General features: G+C 53.9%; 18 protein-coding genes. 17 read left to right on the forward strand and 1 reads right to left on the reverse strand.

All coding sequences use genetic code 11. From position 1 onward, the window contains the following. The first annotated feature begins 283 nt into the window (after positions 1–283). The 17 genes from tssH (at position 284) to U9O48_RS11060 (ending at position 22729) form a co-directional block, all read left to right on the forward strand. Positions 284–2923, forward strand: coding sequence for a type VI secretion system ATPase TssH (tssH, locus tag U9O48_RS10980; RefSeq protein ID WP_324724312.1), 2640 nt, complete (start codon positions 284–286; stop codon positions 2921–2923). A 110-nt stretch (positions 2924–3033) separates the two neighbouring features. Then, positions 3034–3588: a fimbrial protein gene (locus U9O48_RS10985; RefSeq protein ID WP_285150444.1), complete on the forward strand. Its 555-nt coding sequence runs from the start codon at positions 3034–3036 to the stop codon at positions 3586–3588. A 15-nt stretch (positions 3589–3603) separates the two neighbouring features. Next, positions 3604–4416 (forward strand): molecular chaperone, encoded by an 813-nt coding sequence (locus U9O48_RS10990; protein ID WP_416382205.1) that lies wholly within the window; start codon positions 3604–3606, stop codon positions 4414–4416. Positions 4417–4479: 63 nt separating this feature from the next. Beyond that, positions 4480–7071 (forward strand): fimbria/pilus outer membrane usher protein, encoded by a 2592-nt coding sequence (locus U9O48_RS10995; RefSeq protein ID WP_324724313.1) that lies wholly within the window; start codon positions 4480–4482, stop codon positions 7069–7071. Continuing rightward, complete coding sequence (locus U9O48_RS11000) at positions 7056–7640, forward strand: fimbrial protein (RefSeq protein WP_285150446.1); 585 nt, start codon at positions 7056–7058, stop codon at positions 7638–7640. Before U9O48_RS10995 ends, U9O48_RS11000 begins: the two co-directional genes overlap by 16 nt. Positions 7641–7778: 138 nt before the next feature. Beyond that, positions 7779–8312: a type VI secretion system contractile sheath small subunit gene (tssB, locus tag U9O48_RS11005; protein WP_285144537.1), complete on the forward strand. Its 534-nt coding sequence runs from the start codon at positions 7779–7781 to the stop codon at positions 8310–8312. 29 nt (positions 8313–8341) lie between these two features. Then, positions 8342–9832, forward strand: a complete 1491-nt coding sequence (gene tssC, locus U9O48_RS11010; protein ID WP_390888438.1) for a type VI secretion system contractile sheath large subunit — start codon at positions 8342–8344, stop codon at positions 9830–9832. Positions 9833–9980: 148 nt separating this feature from the next. Then, complete coding sequence (locus U9O48_RS11015) at positions 9981–10466, forward strand: Hcp family type VI secretion system effector (protein WP_285144535.1); 486 nt, start codon at positions 9981–9983, stop codon at positions 10464–10466. Between the two features lie 141 nt (positions 10467–10607). Next, a complete protein-coding gene (gene tssJ, locus U9O48_RS11020) occupies positions 10608–11111 on the forward strand; it encodes a type VI secretion system lipoprotein TssJ (RefSeq protein WP_285150447.1) in 504 nt (167 codons plus the stop codon). Positions 11112–11114: 3 nt separating this feature from the next. Then, entirely contained in the window at positions 11115–12461 is a 1347-nt protein-coding gene (gene tssK, locus U9O48_RS11025; protein ID WP_285144533.1) for a type VI secretion system baseplate subunit TssK, read from the forward strand. Next, positions 12461–13813 carry a type VI secretion system protein TssL, long form gene (tssL, locus tag U9O48_RS11030; RefSeq protein ID WP_285150448.1) on the forward strand — a complete coding sequence of 451 codons (1353 nt, stop codon included), beginning with the start codon at positions 12461–12463 and terminating at the stop codon, positions 13811–13813. Before tssK ends, tssL begins: the two co-directional genes overlap by 1 nt. Before the next feature lie 14 nt (positions 13814–13827). Next, on the forward strand, positions 13828–17634 hold the full coding sequence (tssM, locus tag U9O48_RS11035; protein ID WP_324724314.1) for a type VI secretion system membrane subunit TssM: 3807 nt from the start codon (positions 13828–13830) through the stop codon (positions 17632–17634). 150 nt (positions 17635–17784) lie between these two features. Further along, positions 17785–20295: a type VI secretion system Vgr family protein gene (locus tag U9O48_RS11040; RefSeq protein WP_285150450.1), complete on the forward strand. Its 2511-nt coding sequence runs from the start codon at positions 17785–17787 to the stop codon at positions 20293–20295. A 63-nt stretch (positions 20296–20358) separates the two neighbouring features. Then, on the forward strand, positions 20359–20619 hold the full coding sequence (locus tag U9O48_RS11045) for a PAAR domain-containing protein (RefSeq protein WP_285150451.1): 261 nt from the start codon (positions 20359–20361) through the stop codon (positions 20617–20619). A gap of 120 nt (positions 20620–20739) precedes the next feature. After that, the gene (locus U9O48_RS11050) at positions 20740–21426 is read left to right on the forward strand and encodes a TagK domain-containing protein (RefSeq protein ID WP_324724315.1); all 687 of its coding nucleotides are present in this window, start codon (positions 20740–20742) and stop codon (positions 21424–21426) included. Positions 21427–21545: 119 nt separating this feature from the next. Further along, positions 21546–22040 (forward strand): type VI secretion system baseplate subunit TssE, encoded by a 495-nt coding sequence (locus tag U9O48_RS11055; protein ID WP_416382218.1) that lies wholly within the window; start codon positions 21546–21548, stop codon positions 22038–22040. A 20-nt stretch (positions 22041–22060) separates the two neighbouring features. After that, positions 22061–22729 carry a hypothetical protein gene (locus U9O48_RS11060; RefSeq protein ID WP_285144526.1) on the forward strand — a complete coding sequence of 223 codons (669 nt, stop codon included), beginning with the start codon at positions 22061–22063 and terminating at the stop codon, positions 22727–22729. A 35-nt stretch (positions 22730–22764) separates the two neighbouring features. On the opposite strand, the gene azoR is transcribed toward U9O48_RS11060, so the two are convergent. Then, positions 22765–23370, reverse strand: coding sequence for an FMN-dependent NADH-azoreductase (gene azoR / locus U9O48_RS11065; protein WP_095281956.1), 606 nt, complete (start codon positions 23368–23370; stop codon positions 22765–22767). Positions 23371–23509 lie beyond the last annotated feature (139 nt).

Here is a 23509-nt window from a genome sequence, read left to right on the forward strand (position 1 = left end):
GGGTGCATCTATTTTCGCGTGGATAATAGCAAGTGAAGGGTGTGGAACGTTGTCTGTATAAGTGTAACAACACATTGCGTTATGAATTTTTATCATTAAATCATGTGGATATGTTTTTTATGTGGTTTTTTTTAGGATAGTGTTTTGGGCAGATGTCTTATTGTTCTTTCAGCGCTATAAAAGCACTGTGTAATCGTATCGAACTCTTGTTTAATAGTGATATTGAAATGGAATTTGTGCGTGGGATATCGATAAATACGCACGACCAATAAGGAAGGAACGTTTGGCTATCGCAAGGAAAAATCTCTTTAGCAAACTCAATAATACCCTTTTTCGCAGCATAGAAAGCGCAACCACGCTCTGTAAGCTGCGGGGTAATCCTTATGTTGAATTAGTGCACTGGTTTAATCAGCTGTGGTCGCAGGATACGGACAATGATTTTAAAATCATTGTGCGGACATTTGACATTGATATGTCCCAGCTGGAACGTGACTTAGAACGCGCCATGTCGCGGCTACCAACAGGCGCCAGCAGTATTACCGACTTTTCATATTGCATTGAACTGGCCATCGAACGTGCCTGGGTCTATTCCAGCCTCGAATGTTCAGCTGCGCGCGTTCGCAGCGGGCATCTGCTGATAGCGATGCTCACCACCATGGAGTTGCGCCGCGAGCTGTTGGCCATGCTTCCTGGCCTTGAGCGTATCGCGCTGGATCATCTGACGCATGATATGCAGTACATCCTGCGCGATTCTAGTGAATCCAACGGTTCCGATGACTTTGCTCGCGCCGATGCGCTTCCTGGGGAGGCCAGTGGTTCGGTGTTGACCCCAGTCGGGGCGGGTCTGGCGCAATACACCACCGATCTCACCGCTCTGGCACGGGAAGGCAAAATCGATCCGGTGGTGGGCCGCAGCCAGGAGATCAGCACGATGGTTGATATTCTGCTGCGTCGGCGGCAGAACAATCCGCTGCTGACGGGGGAAGCGGGGGTCGGCAAGACGGCGGTGGTTGAAGGGCTGGCGCTGGCGATTGCCAGCGAGCAAGTCCCTCCGGCGTTGTCCCAGGTGCGCCTGCTCGCACTCGACGTGGTGGCCCTTTCAGCGGGTGCCAGTATGAAGGGCGAATTTGAAGCACGGCTGAAAGCGGTGCTGGATGAGGCGATGTCTGCCGCCGTCCCGATCATCTTGTTTATCGACGAAGTTCATACGCTGGTGGGCGCGGGTGGCGCGGCGGGGACGGGGGACGCGGCAAACCTGCTCAAGCCCGCGCTGGCGAGAGGAAAGCTCCGTACCATCGGTGCCACAACCTGGAGCGAGTTTAAGCGGCATATTGAGAAAGATCCGGCGCTGACGCGTCGCTTCCAGGTGTTGCAAATCGATGAACCTGCCGAGGATGCCGCCGTGTCTATGCTCCGCGGCCTGGTGCCGACGCTGGAAGCCCACCACGGCGTGTGGATCATGGATGAAGCTTTGACCACGGCAGTACGCCTGTCACATCGCTATATTCCCGCCCGGCAGTTACCGGATAAAGCCATCGGTTTGCTGGATACTGCCTGCGCGAGGGTGGCGACGGCACAAAATATGAAGCCTGTAGCGCTTCAACTCCTGAACGCCAGGATTCAGGATATCCAGGCGGAACGGGAGCGCGGTCAGAAAGCGCACCATTACGGTAAGGAAACGCAGCAATCAGACGACGCGCTCAGCGCACAACTGACCGACCTTGCTGAAGAAGAGGCCGCGTTCTGCCAGCGCTGGCAGCAGGAAAAGCTCTGCGTGGAGGCGATCCTGGCACAACGCCAGCAGCTTGGTGTGCCGGGGGAACAGCCCGAATTTAGCCCCGATGCAAACCGCGAAACGTTAGCGCAGCTCGAACTCTCCCTGTGCGAAATTCGTGGGAAAACGCCACTGGTGCAGGCCGAAGTGAACGCGGATGTTGTGGCGGCCATTGTCTCCGACTGGACGGGGATCCCCGTGGGTCAGATGCTGGAGGATGATTACCGGGCGGTCGCCGAACTGCCGCAGCGCCTGCAGGAGCGGGTCATCGGACAGCCTCATGCGCTGCAACAGATCGCGGAGCGAATCCTGGTCTCACGCGCCGGGCTGGGCAATCCCAACAAACCTGTGGGCGTTTTTATGCTGGTGGGAACATCGGGAACAGGGAAAACCGAAACGGCGCTGGCTCTCGCTGAGACCCTGTATGGCGGGGAACAAAACCTGATCACCATTAATATGAGTGAATACCAGGAAGCGCATACGGTCTCCTCGTTGAAAGGCGCGCCTCCAGGCTATGTGGGATACGGGGAAGGTGGCGTGCTGACAGAAGCCGTGCGCCGTAAGCCCTATAGCGTGATTTTGCTGGATGAAATTGAAAAAGCGCATCCTGATATTCACGAGATCTTTTTCCAGGTGTTTGACAAGGGATGGATGGAAGATGGCGAAGGGCGCTATATCGATTTCAAAAACACCACGCTGCTGATGACCAGTAATGCGGGAAGCGAATTAATGACTCAGCTGTACAGCGATCCACAGACCGCACCGGGAACTGAAAGACTGCTGGAAATGCTGGAACCGGAATTATTGAAAATATTCCCACCTGCGTTTCTTGGGCGATTAGAGATTATTCCTTATCTGCCGCTTCAGCACGGTATGCTCCAGGTTATTGTCCGGTTACAACTGGAAAAAATATCTCAGCGCCTGCGTGAACATTATCACATCGAACTGGAATATGCGGATTCGGTGCTCGATGACATTATTTCACGCTGCGCCGTCGTGCAAACCGGGGCTCGCGCATTAATTCAGGTCGTTGAGAAAGAAATTATGCCGGAAATGGGCCGCTATGTGTTGGCGCATAAAATAGAACATCATGGTCAGACGTTGTATTTAAACAGTGACGCTGAAGGGAAATTCAGTGTGACGTTTTAACCAGTGAATTTATTTGTCCTTCTCAGTCAGTAATGGATAAATAAACTCGGAAATGGCTCACAAGAGCCGCTCAATAGTCTGTGAAGTTAACCTTATCTAAGGAACAGAAAATGTCTAAATTAAGAATGACGGTATGTGCTGTCGCGCTTTCGATGGTCTCAACCTATGGTTTTGCAGTGGGCGCTCCGGTCACTCAGGGAACGGTCACCTTTACCGGTAAACTGATTGCAGATACCTGCAGTATTACCGCGGGCGATGAAGATAAGCAGGTGACTTTACCTACCTTATCTATTCAGTCTTTAGATGTTGCCGGTAAGGAAGCGGGTACGACGACCTTTGATCTCAACGTAGAAGCCTGCCCTGATACGGTGACTCAGGTTGCCGCGCACTTCGAAGCGATCAACAGCGATGGCTTTGACGCAACCACCCAGAACCTGACCAACAGCACGCTGAAAGCCGACGGTGGTGCAGAGAACGTCGAGGTTCGTCTGTTCGACAAGGACGGCAGTACCCAGATTCCGGTCGGCGGAACTGGTGCAATGTTTGATGTTAACGCGACGACGCATAAAGCCACCATGACTTATATCGGCGGTTATTACGCTACGGCGCCAACAACGGCGGGTGATGTTACCGCAAAAGTTCAATATACGCTGGCGTACAAATAATATTGCGACAGGCTGATGGCGAGCCACCAGCCTGTCGATTTTTATTCACAAGGTGTACTCATGTCTTTAATAAAAAAATTCTTTTTATTGTCAGTTTTATTCAGTGCATCCACGGCCACTATTGCCGGTGTAACGATTGCAGGAACACGCATTATCTTTCCGGGGAACGAAAGAGAGGTGAGTGTCAGAACTAACAATAAAGGGAAATTACCGGCTCTGGTACAGGTTTGGATTGATGACGGGAAAGCCAATGAAGATATTAATCAGGTCAAGACGCCTTTTATTATTACACCGCCAGTGTACCGCGTTGAACAGGGGAAAGGGCAAAGTCTGCGTTTAATATATACCGGGATGGCGCTGCCGCAGGATCGTGAATCGTTATTCTGGTTTAATCTGCTGGAAATTCCGCCGGTCGTGAAATCGGAGGATAAAAGCAAAAACCATCTGGATCTGGCTTTTCGCACGCGCATTAAAATATTTTTGCGTCCGGCCACGCTGGAAGAGAACAGCGTAAAAACCTTTAGACGACTGAAATGGGCTATCACCAGCGACAGTAAAAAAGGGACCGGCATTCAGATTACCAATCCAACCGGCTATTACTTCTCCTTTGATACCGGAACGTTCACCCAGAACGGGAAAAAGTACGACATGAATATGGACATGGTTGCGCCAGGTGCCACCGAAACCTGGTATGCGGATAACGGTAGCGCAGCGGGGGGGAATGTCACCCAAATCAGCGTAAAACTGCTGAATGATTATGGGTCGCCGGTGGAAAAAATCCTGATAAACCAGCCTGGTAAGGGCTATGTCGAACAACAGACGGAATGACGTTGTGGCGGCAGATAGACAGTGTGGTTGAGCGTAAAGGACATTTGGTTTTAAGGATAAAAAGTGAAGCGTGCCCTAAATTTAAGCCCAAAGACGCTGAAGGTCCCGGTCAGGACGCTGGCATCGCTGACCTGTGTTCTGCTGCTGCTCCCTAAAGTCTGGGCGCAGCAGACTGGCAACGATGCGGACGGAAGTTCCAGCGTCGAGCAGATGGACTTCAACCCCGGTTTTATTCACGGTGCGAGTATCGATGTATCGCAATTTCGTGAAGGCAACCCGGTCCCTGCGGGCATTTATCCCCTCAATGTGCTGGTCAATGGCGAGCAGCGGGGGCGTTTCAATGTTCATTTTTTAGCCGTACAGGGTAAGGCCAATGCCGAGCCGAGTTTCACGGCGGAAGAGTTGACCCAGCTTGGGATTAAGCCCACTGAAGGCACGCAGCTTGAAGCCGGGAAAGCCTATCGCCTGAGCGAGGCGGTTAAAGGCAGCCAGACTTATTACAACAGCGGGGACTTAGAGCTCAGCATCGGCGTGCCGCAAATCAACCAGGTGATTTATCCGCGCGGATATGTGGATCCTGCCCGCTGGTCTGAAGGCGATATTGCCGGTTTTCTGGACTACAACGCGAACATCTACGGCCTGTCGACCGGGCCGGATAACGGCGAGAGCCGCAGCGATGATTACACCAGCAATATTGGGCTGCTGACCGGTTTTAATATCGCAGGCTGGCGCATTCGCCAGCGTTCGAACACCGGCTGGTCGAAAGAGGACAGTACCCTCCACACGTCGAGTCTGGCGACCTATGCGGCAACGGATCTGACGCGCCTGAAAAGTCAGTTGACCCTTGGCGATAGCAACACTACCGGTAATCTTTTCGACAGTTTTAATCTGCGTGGCGTGCAGCTGCAGTCTGACGACAGAATGTTGCCGGAAGGGCTTCGCAACTACTCGCCGATTTTGCGTGGGATAGCGCAAACTAACGCCAGAGTGACGATCACGCAGCACGGCCTGGTGGTCTATCAGACCATTGTCCCGCCAGGCCCGTTCGAGCTGAACGACATTGGCGCGATGGGCTATGGCGGCGATCTACAGATGACGATCGCAGAAGCGGATGGTTCAACGCGCATCAGCAATATCCCGTTTTCCGCACCGCCCATGTTGCTGCATAAAGACGTTGCCAACTTCGAGGTGGCCGTGGGGGAAATGAATGATGATTCCCTGAAAGAGAAACCTAAACTCGCGCAGCTGATCATGCGCTATGGTCTTGGCAATCATTACACCTTATACGGCGGTTCGCAGGTGGCGGAACACTACCATGCGCTCTCGGTGGGTAATGCCATCAATACGCTGATCGGTGGCGTGTCGTTTGATCTGATCCGCGCCTGGGCAGAAGTTGAGGATGGCAAGGAGTCTAACGGCAACAGTTACAGCGTGGCATTTACCAAATTTATGTCGGAAACGTCCACAAATCTGACACTGGCGGCGTATCGCTACTCCACCAAAGGCTATTACTCGCTGCGCGATGCCAGTATCGCCCGTGACGGACGGACCAACGATGATTATGACGTTGACTATCGGACTAAATCGCGTTTTAGCGCCAGCGTTTCCCAGACCTTATGGGATAACAGTACGCTGAATTTTAGCGGCAGCCTTTACTCCTACTGGACCAGCGATGCCACCGCCAAACAGTACTCGCTCACCTGGTCGAAATCGCTGCGCTATTTTTCGTTTGCGTTGACGGCCATGCGCACCAGCGATGAAGACGGAGATTACGAAAACTCCGTGATGGCGTCGGTGAACGTGCCACTCAGCGGCGGAATCGATAGCCGACCGTTGTTCAGTTCAATCTATTCAACCTACAGTCATTCCGACCCGAAGAGCGATCGCTTCCAGCTCAATGCGAACGGCAGCCAGGGTGAACAGAGTGAGCTGACCTACGGCGTCGGCACTTCGCTGCAAAATGCCCAGGGTGAAGATGGTCGCGAAGCGGTGTCAGGCAACATGAGTTACCGCAGCCCGGTCGGCCAGTTTGGCATGACGGCGGGCGTGGACAATACCGGCTCTTCACGCCAGCTGTCGGTTTCAGCCAGCGGCAGCGTGGCAGCGCATAAAGGCGGAGTGACCTTCGGGCCTTCGGTGGGGGAATCGCCTTTCGCCATTATCGGTGCGCCGGGCGCCACCGGCGCCAGGGTGTTTAACGGCCAGGGAGCCAAAGTTGATCGTCGTGGCTACGCCATCATGCCTTCCCTGACGCCGTATCGTGAGAACAGCGTCGCACTGGATTACAAAACGGTGCCTGAGAACGTCGACGTCATGGAGAGCCAGAGAACGGTTATTCCCCGTGAAGGCGCGATTCTTGCCGTCGATATGAAAACCATTGAAGGCGTCCCGATGGTATTGATTATTCATGATGAAAATGGTCAGCCGATTCCGGCAGGCAGTGAACTGCTCGACGATAAAGGCGTGAGTCAGGGGATGTCAGGACAGAGTGGAATGGCCTTTGTTCGCGGATGGGACCCGGCATCGGGCAATCTGTGGGTCGTATCAGGTAATGATAAATGCCGGATTGTGCCTCGTGTCAATAATCAGAATCGAGTGAATGCCAGCCAGAGTAATAGCATTGTGCAAATGGAGGTGACATGTTATCGGAATTAATTCGCCCACTTTGTCTGGCACGGAAAATAACGGCGCTGGCGCTGCTGGTGATATCCCCCTGGGCATTAGCTCAGCCTTGCACAACGCAGGATAACTGCAAAATTAAGGTTGAGTTTAGAGGTGACTATCTGGAGAACACCTGTGAAGTCAGTATTAATAACGGGACGGCCAACGAAACGGTGGCTTTACCTGTCATTTCGATTAATACGCTGGACCATGACGGCGCGGAAGCCGGAAGTCAGGTGTTTGCCATTACGCTAAAAGAGTGCCCGACTGACAAAGTGGTGTCGCTCTATTTTGCCAGCACCGCAACGGGCATGAATGCTTCAACCGGCAATCTTCTGAACACCGCCGGCTCTGACTTTAGCGAGCATGTGGAAGTCCGCCTGCGCAATAGCGAGCAGCAGCAGATGATTGTTAATGACCCGACCAGTTCGCAGAGTTACGACGTGAGCGTGGCGGGGGATATTACCCATGATTTTATCGCCAGTTATTATGCGAATGGAAATTCAAAGGTCAGTGCCGGGTTACTGAATACGGCGGCAGCCATTGTTATAGATTATAAATAAGCTCAGAGCTGAACAATACTTCCCCGATGTTTCCCGCGCTGAATGTCTGGGGAGGTCATTCTGCGGCAAAAAATAAACTTGCCGTCAGGAAAATAATATTATTCAGCGCGTCTCTATTTTATTTAAGGGTCGGTCTCCATGGCTGTAAGTAAAAGTAATTCGCAGAAATTTATTGCGAGAAACCGCGCACCACGCGTGCAAATTGAATACGACGTTGAAATTTACGGCAGTGAAAAAAAGGTTGAATTACCTTTTGTCATGGGCGTGCTGGCGGATCTCTCCGGCAAGCCGCTCGATCCATTGCCGCCAGTGGTCGACCGTAAATTCCTCGATATTGATATCGATAATTTTGACGAACGCATGAAGGGCATGAAGCCGCGCGCCGCTTTCGCGGTTCCGAATACGCTGACCGGCGAAGGGCAGCTGATGGTGGATATTACCTTCGAAAGCATGGACGACTTCTCGCCGGATGAGATCGCCCGCAAAGTGGATTCCCTGTCGCAACTGCTGGAAGCGCGTACTCAGTTGGCCAATCTGCAAACCTATATGGACGGCAAAGCCGGTGCGGAAGAGCTGGTGATGAAACTGCTGAAAGACAAAGCGTTGCTGAATACGCTGGCGGCCTCACCCAAAGCCAAAACTGAAATCGCTGAACTTCAGCCCGAAGAGTGATAAGAGACGAAGGAAAGACTATGTCTGTGATGGATGCGCAACGAGAAAAATCATCGAAATCGACCGTCGAGTACAACGATTTCAATGCGCTTTTAGCGAAAGAGTTTAAGCCAAAAACAGAGCAAACCCGGGTGGCCGTCGAAGGGGCGGTCAAAACGCTGGCCGAGCAAGCTCTGCGAAATACCCAAACGATCTCCGATGATGCCTATAAAGCTATCGAATCGATCATTGCTGAAATAGACAGCAAACTCTCCGAACAGATCAACCTGATTCTGCATCATCAGGAGTTTCAGTCGCTGGAAAGCGCCTGGCGCGGTTTGCAATACCTGGTGTTCAACACGGAAACCGACGAAAAGCTGAAGCTGCGCTTTATGGACATGTCCAAGGATGAACTGCGACGCAGTATGAAGCGTTATAAAGGCGTGGCCTGGGATCAAAGCCCGCTGTTCAAAAAAATCTATGAAGAAGAGTACGGTCAACTGGGTGGCGAACCTTACGGCTGTCTGGTGGCGGATTACTTTTTCGATCATACCGCGCCGGACGTCGATCTGCTGGCGTCGATTGGCAAAATTGCCGCCTCGGCGCATGTGCCTTTTATCTCTGGCGCCTCCCCGGCTGTGCTGCAGATGGAGTCCTGGCAGGAGCTGTCCAATCCGCGCGATTTGACCAAAATCTTCACCCAGAATCTGGAATATGCCGCCTGGAACTCCCTGCGTCAGGGGGAAGATTCTCGCTACATTGGCCTGGCGATGCCGCGTTTTCTGGCGCGTCTGCCGTACGGGATACGTACCAATCCGGTGGATGCCTTCCATTTTGAAGAGACCACTGACGGGGCGGATCACAGCAAATACGTCTGGTCTAACGCCGCGTATGCCATGGCAGTCAACATCAATCGCTCTTTCAAAGAGTACGGCTGGTGTACGTTGATTCGCGGTGTCGAGAGCGGCGGCGTGGTGGAGGGGTTACCTAGCCACACGTTCCCGACCGATGACGGCGGCGTGGACATGAAATGCCCGACTGAAATTGCGATTTCGGACCGTCGTGAGGCCGAACTGGCGAAGAATGGTTTTATCCCGCTGGTCCACCGTAAAAATACCGATTACGCGGCCTTTATTGGCGCGCAATCGCTGCAGAAACCGGCAGAGTACTATGACGCCGATGCGACGGCGAACGCCAATCTGTCCGCGCGTCTGCCGTATCTGTTCGCCTGCTCGCGCTTCGCCCACTACCTGAAGTGCATCGTGCGCGACAAAATCGGCACTTTCAAAGAGCGCGAAGAGATGCAGCGCTGGCTGAACGACTGGGTGATGAATTATGTCGACGGTGACCCGGCGAACTCGACTCTGGAAACCAAAGCGCGTCGCCCGCTGGCGGCAGCGGAAGTGGTGGTGGAAGACGTCGAGGGCAATCCAGGTTATTACCAGGCAAAATTCTTCCTGCGACCTCATTTCCAGCTGGAAGGATTAACCGTCTCTTTACGCATGGTCGCGAAATTGCCGTCCGTAAAAGAAGGTGCCTGATATCGAGATTCTTTCCTGAAAAAGCCAGGTAAGGCTGAATTTTCAGGAAGAGTGTGAGTGATGAAAATCATGACAAAAGGGAATGCTTTTTCTTTAACAGAAAGAGCGCGTAGAGCTTTTATTTAAATTGAGTGTTGGAGATTATATTATGGCACAGGATATGTTTATTAAAATTGAAGGCATCGAAGGTGAATCACCGGATGCCGTTCATAAAAATGAAATTCAGGTTCTGTCCTGGAATTGGGATGTTGCGCAGCATTCAAATATGCACAGCGGTTCGGGTGGCGGTTCTGGCCGTGCAACGGTTGATGATTTTATGTTTGTTCATTATACCGATAAAGCCAGCCCGAATTTACTGAGCTACTGTCTGACCGGTAAACATATTAAGAATATCCAGTTCGTCGTGCGTAAAGCCGGCGGCGATCCGCTGGAATATCTGACCATTAAATTTACCGACGCTATTATCACCAAAGTCAAGATGGCGGGCTCGATTGACGATGAAACACGTCCGCGTGAAGTCGTCAGCTTCTCCTTCACCAAAATGACCCAAGACTATGTGATGCAAAATGCGGAAGGTCACAAGTCCGGCGTTATTTCAGCAACCTATGATGTTAAGGCTAACCTGCGCGGTTAATCACTAACATGACGGCCGAAGGCTTACTGTTTCAGTAAGCCTTCATCGACAAAGGTTATCCGCAATATTTGGCAGGTATAAGCTAAATATTACGGATATCTTTTATGTGTACAGGACTGGCTTGTGACGCAACGGAAAATAATGCATTACGCACTGCAGATGATCATGGTTTTATTGTTGGCGGCGTGTTCCACAGATTATAAAGCTACATCTGAGACCAAAAGCGCTGAATTGACAATCAGTGCAGGAAAGAACAGTAATCCTGATATTAACGGGCGAGCTGCGCCTGTCGAGATTTTTATCTACGTCATGACCGGCGAGGATAATTTTAGCAGCAGTGATTATTTTACGATTGCAAAGGGAAATAACCCGGATCTGAAAGCTGATATTACGCAACGCAAGCAAATTATCCTGAAGCCAGGCGCATCAAGGCCCTTGACGCTGTCGATTGAAAAAGAGGCGAAATACCTGGCGGTGGTGGCGGCGTTTCGCAATATCAATGAGGCGCAATGGAGCGCGCTCTATATCTTACCGCAGCCTAAAAAGAGGTCGTGGTATCAAATTATTCTTCCCGCCTCAGATGAGACGCTGAAGCTGGCGGTTTCCGTTGATCAATTAGCTGTTTCCATTAAAGAAGTGAACTGACCCGTGAGAACCAATAAAGTCGTGTGGAGTGAAGGGCTGTTTTTGCGCCCGCAGCTCTTTCAACAGCAGGAACGCTATCTCGAGTACTACGCGCACAAAAGAGCGGCGACCATCACGCCGTTTTTCTGGGGGTTCGCTCAATACGATATTGATAGCGAGGCGCTGGCCTACGGTAAGCTGGTATTGCGCACCTGCAAAGGGGTGCTGCCTGACGGTACGCCGTTTGACATCCCGGGTCACGCGGCGCTCCCGGAACCGCTGACCATTGCCCCGGAACATCTGGGCAAAATTATCTGGCTGGCGGTCCCGCTGCGCCTTGATAACAGCGATGAGACGATTTTTGACACCGACGATCGCGGCTCACTGGCGCGTTTTTGCGCCTATGACGCCGAATTGCACGATACCAACGCCATCCGTCAGGGGGCCAGACAGGTGCAGTTAGGGCGCTTGCGGATGCGGCTCATCGCGGAAACGGAGATGACCGAATCGTGGATTGGGCTGCCCCTGGCGCGGGTGAAGGCCATCCAGCCTGATGGCAGCGTGCTTCTCCATGCCCAGGATTATATTCCCCCGGTGACGGGCTATGGTGCCAGCCCACTGCTGACAGAGTGGCTCACGCACCTTAACGGCCTGGTCAAAATCCGCGCCGATATGCTGGCGAGTCGGCTGGCTAACAGCGATGGCAAAGCCAGCGCCAGCGCGGAAATTGTCGACTATCTGCTGCTGCAAATCTTCAATAAATACGAACCGGTTCTCGATCACCTGCGCCATATTCCTGAATTGCCGCCTATTGCGCTGTTTCAGGAACTGGCGAAATTTGCCGGGGAGCTGGCGACCTTTATCCGGGTGAGCACTCGCCGCCCGAAACCTGCGCCGGGGTATCACCACGCCGGACTTTACGGCTCTATCCGTCCGCTGGTGGAAGAGATTAACGATCTGCTCAACCAGATCCTCGTGCGGGCCGGTCAGATGATTGTGTTGGAAAACAAAGGGCAGGGGATCTGGGCGGCGTCGGTGATGCCGGAAGAGTTGCGATCGTTTTCAAGCCTGGTGTTGGCCGTCAATGCACGCATGGCGGCGGATATTCTGGCTCAGCAGTTCTCCGCGCAGGCCAAAATTAGCGCGCCGCAACAGCTGCACGAGCTGGTGCGTTCCCATCTGCCGGGGCTGGTATTGCAAAATCTGCCCGTTCCGCCGCGTCAAATTCCTTACCACGCAGGCAGCGTCTATTTTGAGCTCTCCCGCAGCGGTCCTTTCTGGGAACGTATCTTACACACAGGGGCGCTGGCGCTTCACGTTGCCGGGGAAATGCCTGAACTCAGGCTGGAGCTGTGGGGGATCCGTCACTGATGAGCGATAACTTCGCGACCCTGGGGCAGGACAATGAACAGAGCTTACAGGCGCTGGGAATGTTTTTGTTGGATGAGCATAGCGACCCTGAACCGGAACGCAGCACCCGCGCGCCTTTGCCGGAAGGTGAACCCGCGCAGCTGAAGGCCCTGACCGCATTTAATGAGGCTGACCTGAAGGGCGAGAGCATCCAGCAGCGCGTGATGCGGGTGAATGCCTCCGGAAAACCTTTGCTGGAAGCGTGTCAGCCGCTGCTGCGGGCATTGAGTGAAATGCCAACGTTCGTTGCTGACGTCGCGCAGGTGGAAGTGCTCAAACGCACCCTGAGCAGTGAAATCAATGTCTTCACGGTGATCTGCGAAGAGGTCAACATTCCGTGGAAGAAGATGACTATCGCGCGCTACTGCCTCTGCACCGCACTGGACGAATCCGCGCATGCGTCGCCGTGGGGGATCAGCGCCGGGTGGGCGCGCAGCAATCTGCTCAACCATTTCGAAGGCGATAACGACGGCGGAAATAAATTCTTTCTCCTCGCCGGGCGTCTGTCGATGCATCCGCACGAATATGACGATGTGCTGGATATCATGCTGCGGATCCTGGCCCTGGGTTTTGAAGGTCGCTACAGCATTATTGAAGACGGCGACCGCCAGCTGATGAAGATCCGCCAGCGTTTGCAGGCGCTTCTTCAGAATACGCAGGACAAGATCGCCCCGGAGCTCTCCCCGAACGGCCTGCCGAAGCGCGAGGCTGTGCGCCAGAAATGGCGTATTCATGTCCCGATTCGGGCCACCTTGCTGCTGGCAGGCCTGCTGACGACCAGTACTTTTTTCTGGTGCAAATATCATCTGCTGGTTCAGCAACACGCTCTGACCAGCCGGATGGCGGCCATTACGCGCCTTGAACTGACGCATCCGGTCGTGAAAGGACGACTCCGACTCGCGGTCCTGCTTAAAGATGAAATTGATAAAAAGCTGCTGTCGGTGGATGAGAACGACAAACAGAGCAAGGTGATCTTCAACGGCGACTCGATGTTCACTTCAGGTTCGATTGATATCCGGCCAGACCGGGTGGCGACGCTGAACCGCGTGGCCACCGAGATCCGCCGCGTCAATGGCGAAGTCCTGATTGTCGGCCATACCGACGCCACGCCAATCCATAAGCCCGGGATAGAAGATAACCACGTCCTGTCGGAAAAACGTGCGGCGAGCGTCGCAGAATTGCTGATTAAGGCGGGTGTGCCGAGGAGCAATATTCGTATTCAAGGTGCGGGTGAAACTCAGCCGCTGCAAAGCAACCAGGATCCAACCGGTCGAGCCAGAAATCGACGTGTTGAAATGTTTGTCACCTATTAGTGGGCCACAACGGAATGTTTTACTTAAGTCGATTACTCTCAAGGCAAAGCCTGAAATTCGTGTTGCTGATGGCCTGTATGCTGGTGATGGCGGCAGGGATCTGGTATCTCGGCCCGTTTTCGGGGTTTGGCACGACGCGTCCGCTGGCCTCCGTTAGCGCGAGGATCTTGTGCATAGCCGCGCTGTGGCTATGGATGGCGCGGCTTTTCTGGCGGATCCCTCTCTTTATTCCCCTTGCGCTGACGGCGAGCGTGATCGTCTGGATTATGGGGCCGTGGCTGCTGGCAGGAAAAAGCTATCCGCTGGCGCGGTCTTCCGTGCGTCTGGCCATAGTAGTGATCATCTGGCTGGTGGCCTTACTTTACGCATCCTGGCTGTTTGTGCTGGCGGTGGTGGCAAACCCGGCGCTGCTGAACCGTTTTCTCCTGCGTACCCGGCGGGATGAGACGAGACAGGAGCATCAAGCCATCGCCCGGAAAATCCGTCATGCGGTGGGGATGACCAACAAAGTGCGCACGAAATGGCGACGCTGGTGGGCGACGCTTTTGCCGGGGGTGTTGCCCGAAACCGTGCCCTGGTACGTCTTACTGGGTAGCGAAGGCGCGGGAAAAACATCGCTGATCGTCACCTCCGGGCAGGACTTTCCGCTGCCGGAACAGCTGAGCCGTGTCGGGCGTGAAAACGCGCCAACGCAGGACTGCGAATGTTGGTTTGGCAACGACGCGCTGTTTGTGGATACGGCAGGCAAATACCTCTGCGAGGATGAGACCGCCAGACCAGAGTGGTTATCCCTGCTGAACGCGCTGCGCAAATACCGCCTTCGCGACGGGATCAATGGCGCCATTGTGGCGATTTCCGCCGAGGAGATTATGCAGGGCGACGGGAAGGGGATGTTGTCGCTTGCCACCCGTATCCGGGCACGTCTGGACGAGCTTCGCCAGACGCTGGGCATCCACTTTCCGGTGTATGTGGTCATTACCCGACTGGACTGGCTGCGGGGATTCGAACCCTGGTTTCGCAGCATGACGAACGAGGCGCGGGAGCAGGTGTGGGGCGTGACATTTCCGTGGGGCGAAATGGTCCATACGGGCACGTCCGCGCTGCACGAGCGGATCGAGGCGGAACTGGATGCGCTTCAGCAGCGCCTGGCCAGCGCGATCCACTCGCGTCAGCAGGAAGAGTACGCCCTGGCGGATCGTAAGCTGATGTACGCCTTTCCCCTCGATTTTCAGCTGTTGTGTGCGGGGATCGGCGAGTTTTTACAGCAAGCATTTTTCAGCTCCCGCTACGATGAAACCCAGTTTTGCGCCAGCTTCCGCGGCGTCTATTTTAGCAGCGCTTGTCAGACCGCCGACGCTCAGCTGGTGAATCACAGCAGCGTGGTGTCGCGCTGGCGAAATTACTTCTCGCCGCGCGCGGCGGGCGCACCCTCCTGCAGCACGGAGCGTATTGAACTGGCGGAAGTACCTCATCCCCGCCTGGTCTGGGGTAAACACTTCTTCCTGCGCCAGCTTTTTGCCGATGTGATTGTCAAAGATGCGGGGCTGGTATCGCGCAATTTCCGCGAGGAGGCGCGTTTTCGCCTGCGCCGTTTGCTGGGACATTGCGCGCTGATCGTGCTGGCCGTGGTGCTGATAAACGGCTTTGTGGCGAGCTATACCAACAACTCACGTTATCTGGACGTGGTCAGCGGCAGTACCCGTTTTCTGGAGGCGCAGGTGGCGACGCTAAAAACCTTACCGTCGGATACATTGCTGCCGAAACTGCTGACGATGGCCCGGGAGTTAGCGGATTTTGGCGATCTGGATCGGCAAAATCCTCCGCTGGACTACCGTTACGGGCTGTATACCGGACGCGCGGTGAATGCCCATGCCGGGCGGGTGTACCGGTTTACGCTGCGCACCTTTTTACTGCCTGCGGTACAGAGTCAGGCGACGAGCGCGTTAAATTCAGCCCTGCAATCTCAGGATCCTGACCGAATCTATGAGGCGCTGAAAGTGTATCTCGGCGTGTATGGTCAAGGGCGCGCCAGCACGGAGTGGCTGATTCAGGCTATCACTCAGCAGTGGGACGATGCCGATAAATTAACAGCCTGGGGCGACAGCGCGGTGTTTGTCAGCCATTTGCAAAGCCTGTTTGCGCATCCGGACTGGCTGTCCCAGGGGATGAAATTCGATGAGGCACGGGTTCGCGAGGCCCGCGCGTTGCTCGGACAGCATTCGCTCAACGCTCGTTTGTACCAGCGGATTAAAGCCGACCCGCTCTCCCAGTCTCTGGAGGCCATGACGCTGAACCGACTCACGGGGGATGCCAGCGAGCAGATCCTGACCGTCGCTGACGAGACCCTTGCCCGCGACGGCATTCCCGGTTTTTTTACGAAAGCAGGCTATCAGACGCTGGTAAAAAAAAAGTTCCTCTATCGCATCACTCAGCTACAGCGTGAGGATGAGTGGGTGATGGGAACGAACGCTGGCGCAGCGGCGAATATACTGGCCACGCGAGACGGTGTGCTCACGCTCTATCTTCGTGAATATGCGGCGTACTGGAGCCGTTTTCTCGACAGCATCCAGCTGATGGGGCTGGCGAGTGATTCGGTGAACAGCGTGTCGCCCCTGGCATCGGAAATCTACATGCTGCGGATTTTGGCCTCCTCGGGCTCGCCGCTGGAGCCGCTGGCCCAGGAGGTGGTGGAGCAAACGACGCTGGCGGCTGAGGACAAGAGTCTGCCTGAGATCCTTCAGCCTGCCATGGTCAGCAATAACCGTCTCATGAATCAGGCAACAAAATGGAATGATGCCGCGGATTATTCGGTTGTGAAGCTGACCCGGCGAGAGGTGGACGACCATTTCCGCCCCCTGAGAGAGTTTGTCAATGGGCAGGCCAGTCGTCCGATGGCCGCTGGCGCGTCAGGTGCAGCGGCAGGTTCTCAGCTTAACCAAATGACCTCCATGCTCAGCGAACTCTATACCCTGTTCGTGGTGACCAATAACAGCATCAGCAATGGTGATGCGCCGATGATGCCCGATACCGAAATGCGTATGAGCATACTGGCGCAGACGTGGCCGAACCCTTTTCAGTCGATCATCAGACCCTTTTTGACCTCAGCGTCAGAAAAAGTGCGAAACCAGGCGCTGGTCAGCAACAGCAAAAATATTGATGACAATCTGGGGCAGGTCTGTCGGGACACGCTGGAAAATCGCTATCCGTTTGTCCAGGTGACAACCGAAGTTAACCTGGACGATTTTGAACGCTTCTTTGCCCGCGATGGCCTGGTGGACAGTTGGTTTAAACAGAATCTGGCCAGCAAGGTCGATATGTCGCAGGCCGTCTGGCGTTACAAAGGGACGTCTGAAGCGGGCAATCTGGATTTCTTCCGCCAGGTGGCGCAGATCCGCAGTGCCTTTTTCCGCCAGGAGTCAGGCAATAAGCTCGCCATTACGCCGGGGCTGTCTGTCACGAATATGGACCCGGCAATCGTGCAGTTAAATATGGCGATGGGAGGGAGTCCGTTCCGCTATCTGCATGGCCCGGTGATCCCGTGGATATTCCATTGGCCAGCCAGCGAAGGGGTGTCGACAGTGAATATCGATGTGAAGCCAGCCGCGAAGCAAGGTCAATCGTCTTTATCGTTCAGTGGCCCCTGGGCATTTTTCCACTGGATGGACACCGCCGCGCAGCAAACTATTTCCGACGATGGCAATTTGCTGCTGACGTTCGATATCGATAAACGCCGCGTCGATATTTCTCTATCTGGAATGGTCATTGAGAATCAGTCGTTATCGGGTCTCTTACATCAATTCCGTTGTCCACAAATGCAGTAATGCAGGACGAGATGATTTTATTTGCGCAGGATGCAGGAGGCGATTGCAAAATGAAAAAATAGAACAGTTGCCTGTCGTGGTCTTTATTAATCCACCTGCACGGGATGTGCGTGGTGGTATCAAAATATCAATAACGAATCAGGTATCAACATGTCGCGAACAAGTAGCCTGAGTAGCCCCGCTATGCCATTTTTGCTCGGGGAACCTGCTTTAGTGCTGTCAAAGCTGGAGGGGGAAGAAGCCTTCTCCACGCTTTACACATGGACGATAACGGCCAGAACGCCCGCAAACCCGGCGATCCCCTGGCAGTCGGCGTCGAACATCGATATCAAAGCGCTACTCGGCAAAGAGATGACCGTCGAGATTGAACTGGATGGCAATGGTCTGGATGACACGCGCTATACCGGGAAAGGTATCAGGGAAATTTCCGGTCTGGTTCAGAAAGCGCGCTATATCGGGCGGGACAGCAACCAGGCCATGTATGAAATTATCCTGCGTCCCTGGCTGCACATCGCGGAGTTAACGTCAGACTTTAAAATATTCCAGCAAAAAACAGTGGTGGATATTATTGATGAGGTGCTTGCAGACTATCCTTATCCCGTCGAAAAAAGGTTGTCAGCCAGTTACCCGATTCTTGATTTCCAGGTGCAGTACGGTGAAGTCGATTTCAATTTCATTGAGCGTTTAATGGAAGAGTGGGGAATCTACTGGTTCTTCGAACACTCCGACCATAAACACCGTCTTATTCTGGTGGATCACGTTGGCGCGCACCGCCGCTATTTCAGCGAGGCTTACCATACGCTGCAGTATGTTCCGCAGGATCCGAAAGCAGATGAAGAATATATCAGCCAGTTTCATCATCAGGAAACCATTGTGAGTGGCCGCTGGCTGACAAACGATTATGACTTTACTCGCTCGAGGGCGGATATTTCGGCGGTGGACAGCAAACCGCGTAATACGGTCTTCAACCAGATGGAGATGTTCCACTGGCCTGGCGATTACGAGAAACCCGCCATCGGAGAGATGTTGGCCCGCGTGCGCATGGAAGAGCGCGGTGCGGAAGGATCGCGCGCGACCGGTGACGGCGAGATTCGTGGCATTGTTTGCGGATGTAATTTCGTTCTGGCGGGCTACCCGGTCGACAAGGCAAACCGTGAATATATGGTGCTGAGAAGCGGGCTGCGCATCAGCGAGATCTCGCAGAGCAGCGATGCGCCTCGCTTTAGCTACCACTGCGATTTTACCGTCCAGCCGACCAGTAAAATTTACCGTCATCCGCTAACGATTTCCCGTCCCCGGACTCGTGGCCCGCAAACGGCGATCGTAGTGGGACCGCCGGGTGAAGATATCTGGACCGATGAATATGGTCGCGTGAAGGTGCGTTTTGTCTGGGATCGCTACGGTCAAAACCGCGAGTCAGACTCCTGCTGGCTACGCGTCAGCCAGTCATGGGCGGGGAATAACTTCGGTGGGATCTACATCCCGCGCGTCGGTCATGAGGTGATTGTTGATTTTATCAATGGCGATCCTGACCGTCCGTTGATCATTGGCAGTTTGTACAACAACGTGACCATGCCTCCCTGGGATCTGCCCGCCAACAGTACGCAGAGTGGGATGATCAGCCGGACAGTCGGCGGCGGACGTACCAACTACAACGGTATTCGCTTTGAAGATAAGCCAGGCCAGGAGCTGTACTGGGAACAGGCCGAACGCAATATGGATCGCGTCACTAAAAATGATGAGGCCCAGACCATTGGGGCGCATTCGAAAGTGACCATCGGGGCCAGTCGCACGATGAACGTCGGGGCGGATTACAGCAAAGTCGTCATGGGCGGCTACAGCAAAATGGTGGGGTTAACCTATGGCCTGCAGGTAGCCTTGACGCGCGGCGTAGTGGTTGGACTGGCTAATTCGCTGGATGTGGGAGGCATGAATGCGACCAATGTCGGCGGGGCCAATCTGATTAACGTAGGCGGATACCATGCGGAATCGGTTGGCGGTGCCTGGCAGCTGGCTGCGGGTGGGGCGGCGACAATGGTTGCGGGTGGCGCGATCTCACTCAGTGCGGGGGGCGAACTGACCCTTAGCGCTTCGACCATCAAAATTATCGGCTCAAGTAAGGTGGTGATTCAGGGCGGGCAGGTGCAGATCAATCCAGGCGACGGCTGCGGATGCGGTGGTGGCGGTGGCGGTGGTCTGGAAGCACTCACCAGTCTGATTGGGTTGATACCGGTCTTTGGGTTAATCAAATTACCTATTCCGCTTCCGCCATTACCACCAGGCCCACCACCGCCACCTCCGACCCATACTCCGACGGATAAACCAACGGTGACACCGACGGAGACCCCGACGGAAACGCCAACGGAGACCCCGACGGAAACGCCAACGGAGACCCCGACGGTAACGCCAACGGCGACCCCGACAGTAACGCCGACGGAGACTCCGACGGTAACGCCAACGGAAACTCCGACGGTAACGCCAACGGAGACCCCGACGGTAACGCCAACGGAGACCCCAACGGTAACGCCAACGGAGACGCCGACGGTAACGCCAACGGAAACTCCGACGGTAACGCCAACGGAGACCCCGACGGTAACGCCAACGGAGACTCCAACGGTCGAACCAACGGTAGAACCGACGAAGGGACCGCCTCCTAAATAGAACTCAACCTCTCTCGCCAGGTAGCCTGGCGAGTGTTCATCTGATTTTAAGCAGGAGATAAAAATGCAAAATGCAGCACGCGTTGGAGATGCCATCAGTCACGGGGGATCCGTCACCAGTGGTTCTGGCAATGTCACTATTAATAACCAGCCAGCCGCTATGCAGGGGGCGAGTTCAGCCAGTTGCTCCATCCACGGTGGCAGCTCGGTCGCCTCTGGGTCCGGCACGGTATTTATCAACAACAATCCGGCGGCAAGACTGGGCGACACGACGGGCTGTGGTGCCACCATCAGCAGTGGTTCTGGTGATGTATTAATAGGTTAAATGAAGATGATCTATCTCACGCTGCACTGGCCTGAACGTCAGCCCCGCTGGAGGCTGGAATCGGGTACCCGCGGTCTATTTTCGAGTCAAACAGGCGCGTTTCTGAGCGGGAAAAACGCCGTGGCTGACAGTCATTCGGTGATGTTTCACGCCAAGGACAGTACTGTGGAAATCGAGAGTGGTTTGCTGACGATGCCGTGCTATGTCAATGGAAAAGCACTGCATTATGGAGAACGCTGCGCCGCCGATGTGGGCAGTCTGATTCAGGTGGCGCGCTATACCCTCGTCGTCGAAAACGAAACCAGCGACGAGGATCTGGTTCAGACGCTGGGCTTTTCTGCCGATATCGGCAAAGGCGCACCCTTGCCGGAGCTTGAAGAGATCCTCCATAACAGCCTGCTGCACGTGCCGTTACAGCAGGAGGGGGAGCAAAACGATGTGTTAAAAGCGCTAGAGAAAGAGTTTCGCCAGGCGCTGATTTGGGGCTTACAAACGCCGCAAAGCAGCCAGCCTGTGTCCTTGCGGGAGAGGCGATTTGCTGAACGGATGTTTGATTTTGAGCAGATCCAGGCGCAGGTCAAATCCGCAACGGTGACCCAGTGCATTTTCGAATCGCCATCACTTATTCAAAAGGTGTTTGAGGAACATAACATTCGTGACGATGACACCTGGTTTCAGGACGAAACGGTGCGATGCGACGTGCTGCGGATCCTGGCCCCGGAAGAGGTTCAGTACGACATTAAAAAACGGATCCCGGATCTTCTGGTACAGGAAATTTACCAGGCCGATCTGGATTCACTGTTCTAAATATTCAGGCAGAAACAACATGCTCATCGCACACCTATCACCAGAATGTCTAAATGCGTATTCGTGGCATGAACGCCTCACGCAGGAAGGAGAAATCTTCATATCGGCGAGGGCGAATCATGGTGGATAAACGTCAGTTTTTGCCCACACTGCTCGACCGCTTATTAGACGATGAGCCAAAAAAGCAGCACGAAGCCGCAGATAAATCGTTTCACGATGGTCGAACCCTGCGCCGTCTGGTGCAGCGGGATCTCACGGCGGTGTTGAACTGCGTCAATATCGAACGCGAGTTGTGTCCGGTCAGACATCAGGATATTGCGCAAACGGTGCTGAATTATGGCATTTCACCCCTGGCGGGGTCGCCGGAAAACCGGAATAACGGCCGGGAACTGGAGCAAATTTTACGTGAGGCGATCCTGCGTTTTGAACCGCGAATTATCCCGCAATCACTGATCGTCAAGGGACTCAACAGCGAAAAAGATCGGCCATTCAAACATGGAAAAATGCTGTTTGAAATTCGCGGTCTGATCTACTGGGAGCCTTATCCTCTGGATCTTTGTCTGTCCGGTGAATATGACAATGAGCGGGAAGGAATTGAATTTACCGCGGTATGAGAAACGAGTAAGGAGTCAGGATGAATGTTTTATATATCGGCAGTGGATTGTCGGCCTTACAAGCCAGAGAGGAGCAGTACCATGATCATATTAAAGTGTGTCTGAATAATGCCTGGCGAATTTATGAGGGCGGCGAGTTTGATTTTTGGATCCGACCGGGAGATTTCCCGATAGAAAATTATCCCACTCACGTGCATTTTCGCCATGAAATCACCCATGCGAACTACTCGCACGCTCTTCATCAGGCCGCAGAGCAACTGGGCTTTGGCGATCTGCAAGGGTTTGCGCTGGAGAAGGAAATTGGCTACACCTCCTTTTTTCAGGGCTTGTACTGGATAATGCTGGTACTGGCTCCGCAGCGCGTGGGACTACTGGGATTCGACCATGACTACAATCCGGAAAAAATTAAAAAATGGAAGGCAGATGGAATGCCGCAACCAGGCAATAACTTTCTGAATAAACGAGAAGGCGGTGTTAACGAGTGGGTGAGCGATTATTTCAGAGAGTATGAACAGGATGCTTTTTATGGGCAGAGTACACCTGACCCGATGAGATTTAACGCAGACTATATCGAAAAAAAAATGCAGTTAGCACTCCATTCCGCCCAGTTGCTGGGGGTCGATATTATCAATTATTCGAAGCGATCTTCCCCGTATAACGTTTTTCCTCGTCGGGAGAGGGGGGAATAAAATCCCTCCCACCAGGCGGTGAGAGGGGGAAATTCTTATGCAGCGACCAGACTGTCAATTGCGGATTTCGCATCGGTCTGTGCTTTGGTTGCCACTTCCGGACCGTAAGCGATGCCTTCAGCGAAGACAAAGTTCACGTCGGTAATACCGATGAAGCCCAGGAACAGGGTCAGGTACGGTGCTACGAGGTCAGTTGGGGTATCTTTGTGGATACCGCCACGGCTGGACAGCACGATAGCGCGTTTGCCTTTCACCAGACCTTCCGGACCATTTTCGGTGTAACGGAAAGTGACGCCAGCGCGAGCCACCAGGTCGAAGTAGTTTTTCAGCTGCGTTGGGATGTTGAAGTTGTACATCGGGGCGTTGATCACGATCACGTCGTGCGCCTGCAGCTCAGCAATCAGCTCATCAGACAGCGCCAGCGCTTCCTGCTGACGTGGAGTCAGTGGGGCATCACTTGGACGCAGTGCGCCAACCAGCTCACCGTCCAGTACCGGAATCGGGTTTGCAGCCAGATCGCGAACGGTGATTTCGTCAGCGCTGTGCTGTTCACGCCACTGTTCAACGAAGTAATCAGACAGCTGACCGGACTGAGAGTACCCTGCCAGAATACTGGATTTGAGAACTAATACTTTGCTCATGGGTGATTCCTTTAATTGGTTTGGATAGGGGTGTTCCCCGTTGCTTGCTGACACTTTATTCACAATCCTGTCGCAGAGATAGCGCAATATATCGAAGTCTATGTTCGATTTTTTTGAATAAGGCAGTCAAAGCGGTGGT

This window comes from Lelliottia sp. JS-SCA-14 (assembly GCF_035593345.1).
Classification (GTDB): domain Bacteria; phylum Pseudomonadota; class Gammaproteobacteria; order Enterobacterales; family Enterobacteriaceae; genus Enterobacter; species Enterobacter wanjuensis.

What these genes read in the sequence shown, in the direction of transcription:
- U9O48_RS10985 (WP_285150444.1), top strand. Translation starts at nt 3,034, where the DNA reads ATGTCTAAATTAAGAATGACGGTATGTGCTGTCGCGCTTTCGATGGTC.
- U9O48_RS10990 (WP_416382205.1), top strand. Translation starts at nt 3,604, where the DNA reads ATGGCGAGCCACCAGCCTGTCGATTTTTATTCACAAGGTGTACTCATG.
- U9O48_RS11000 (WP_285150446.1), top strand. Translation starts at nt 7,056, where the DNA reads ATGTTATCGGAATTAATTCGCCCACTTTGTCTGGCACGGAAAATAACG.
- tssB (WP_285144537.1), top strand. Translation starts at nt 7,779, where the DNA reads ATGGCTGTAAGTAAAAGTAATTCGCAGAAATTTATTGCGAGAAACCGC.
- tssC (WP_390888438.1), top strand. Translation starts at nt 8,342, where the DNA reads ATGGATGCGCAACGAGAAAAATCATCGAAATCGACCGTCGAGTACAAC.
- U9O48_RS11015 (WP_285144535.1), top strand. Translation starts at nt 9,981, where the DNA reads ATGGCACAGGATATGTTTATTAAAATTGAAGGCATCGAAGGTGAATCA.
- tssJ (WP_285150447.1), top strand. Translation starts at nt 10,608, where the DNA reads ATGCATTACGCACTGCAGATGATCATGGTTTTATTGTTGGCGGCGTGT.
- tssL (WP_285150448.1), top strand. Translation starts at nt 12,461, where the DNA reads ATGAGCGATAACTTCGCGACCCTGGGGCAGGACAATGAACAGAGCTTA.
- tssM (WP_324724314.1), top strand. Translation starts at nt 13,828, where the DNA reads ATGTTTTACTTAAGTCGATTACTCTCAAGGCAAAGCCTGAAATTCGTG.
- U9O48_RS11040 (WP_285150450.1), top strand. Translation starts at nt 17,785, where the DNA reads ATGTCGCGAACAAGTAGCCTGAGTAGCCCCGCTATGCCATTTTTGCTC.
- U9O48_RS11045 (WP_285150451.1), top strand. Translation starts at nt 20,359, where the DNA reads ATGCAAAATGCAGCACGCGTTGGAGATGCCATCAGTCACGGGGGATCC.
- U9O48_RS11055 (WP_416382218.1), top strand. Translation starts at nt 21,546, where the DNA reads ATGGTGGATAAACGTCAGTTTTTGCCCACACTGCTCGACCGCTTATTA.
- U9O48_RS11060 (WP_285144526.1), top strand. Translation starts at nt 22,061, where the DNA reads ATGAATGTTTTATATATCGGCAGTGGATTGTCGGCCTTACAAGCCAGA.
- azoR (WP_095281956.1), bottom strand. Translation starts at nt 23,370, where the DNA reads ATGAGCAAAGTATTAGTTCTCAAATCCAGTATTCTGGCAGGGTACTCT.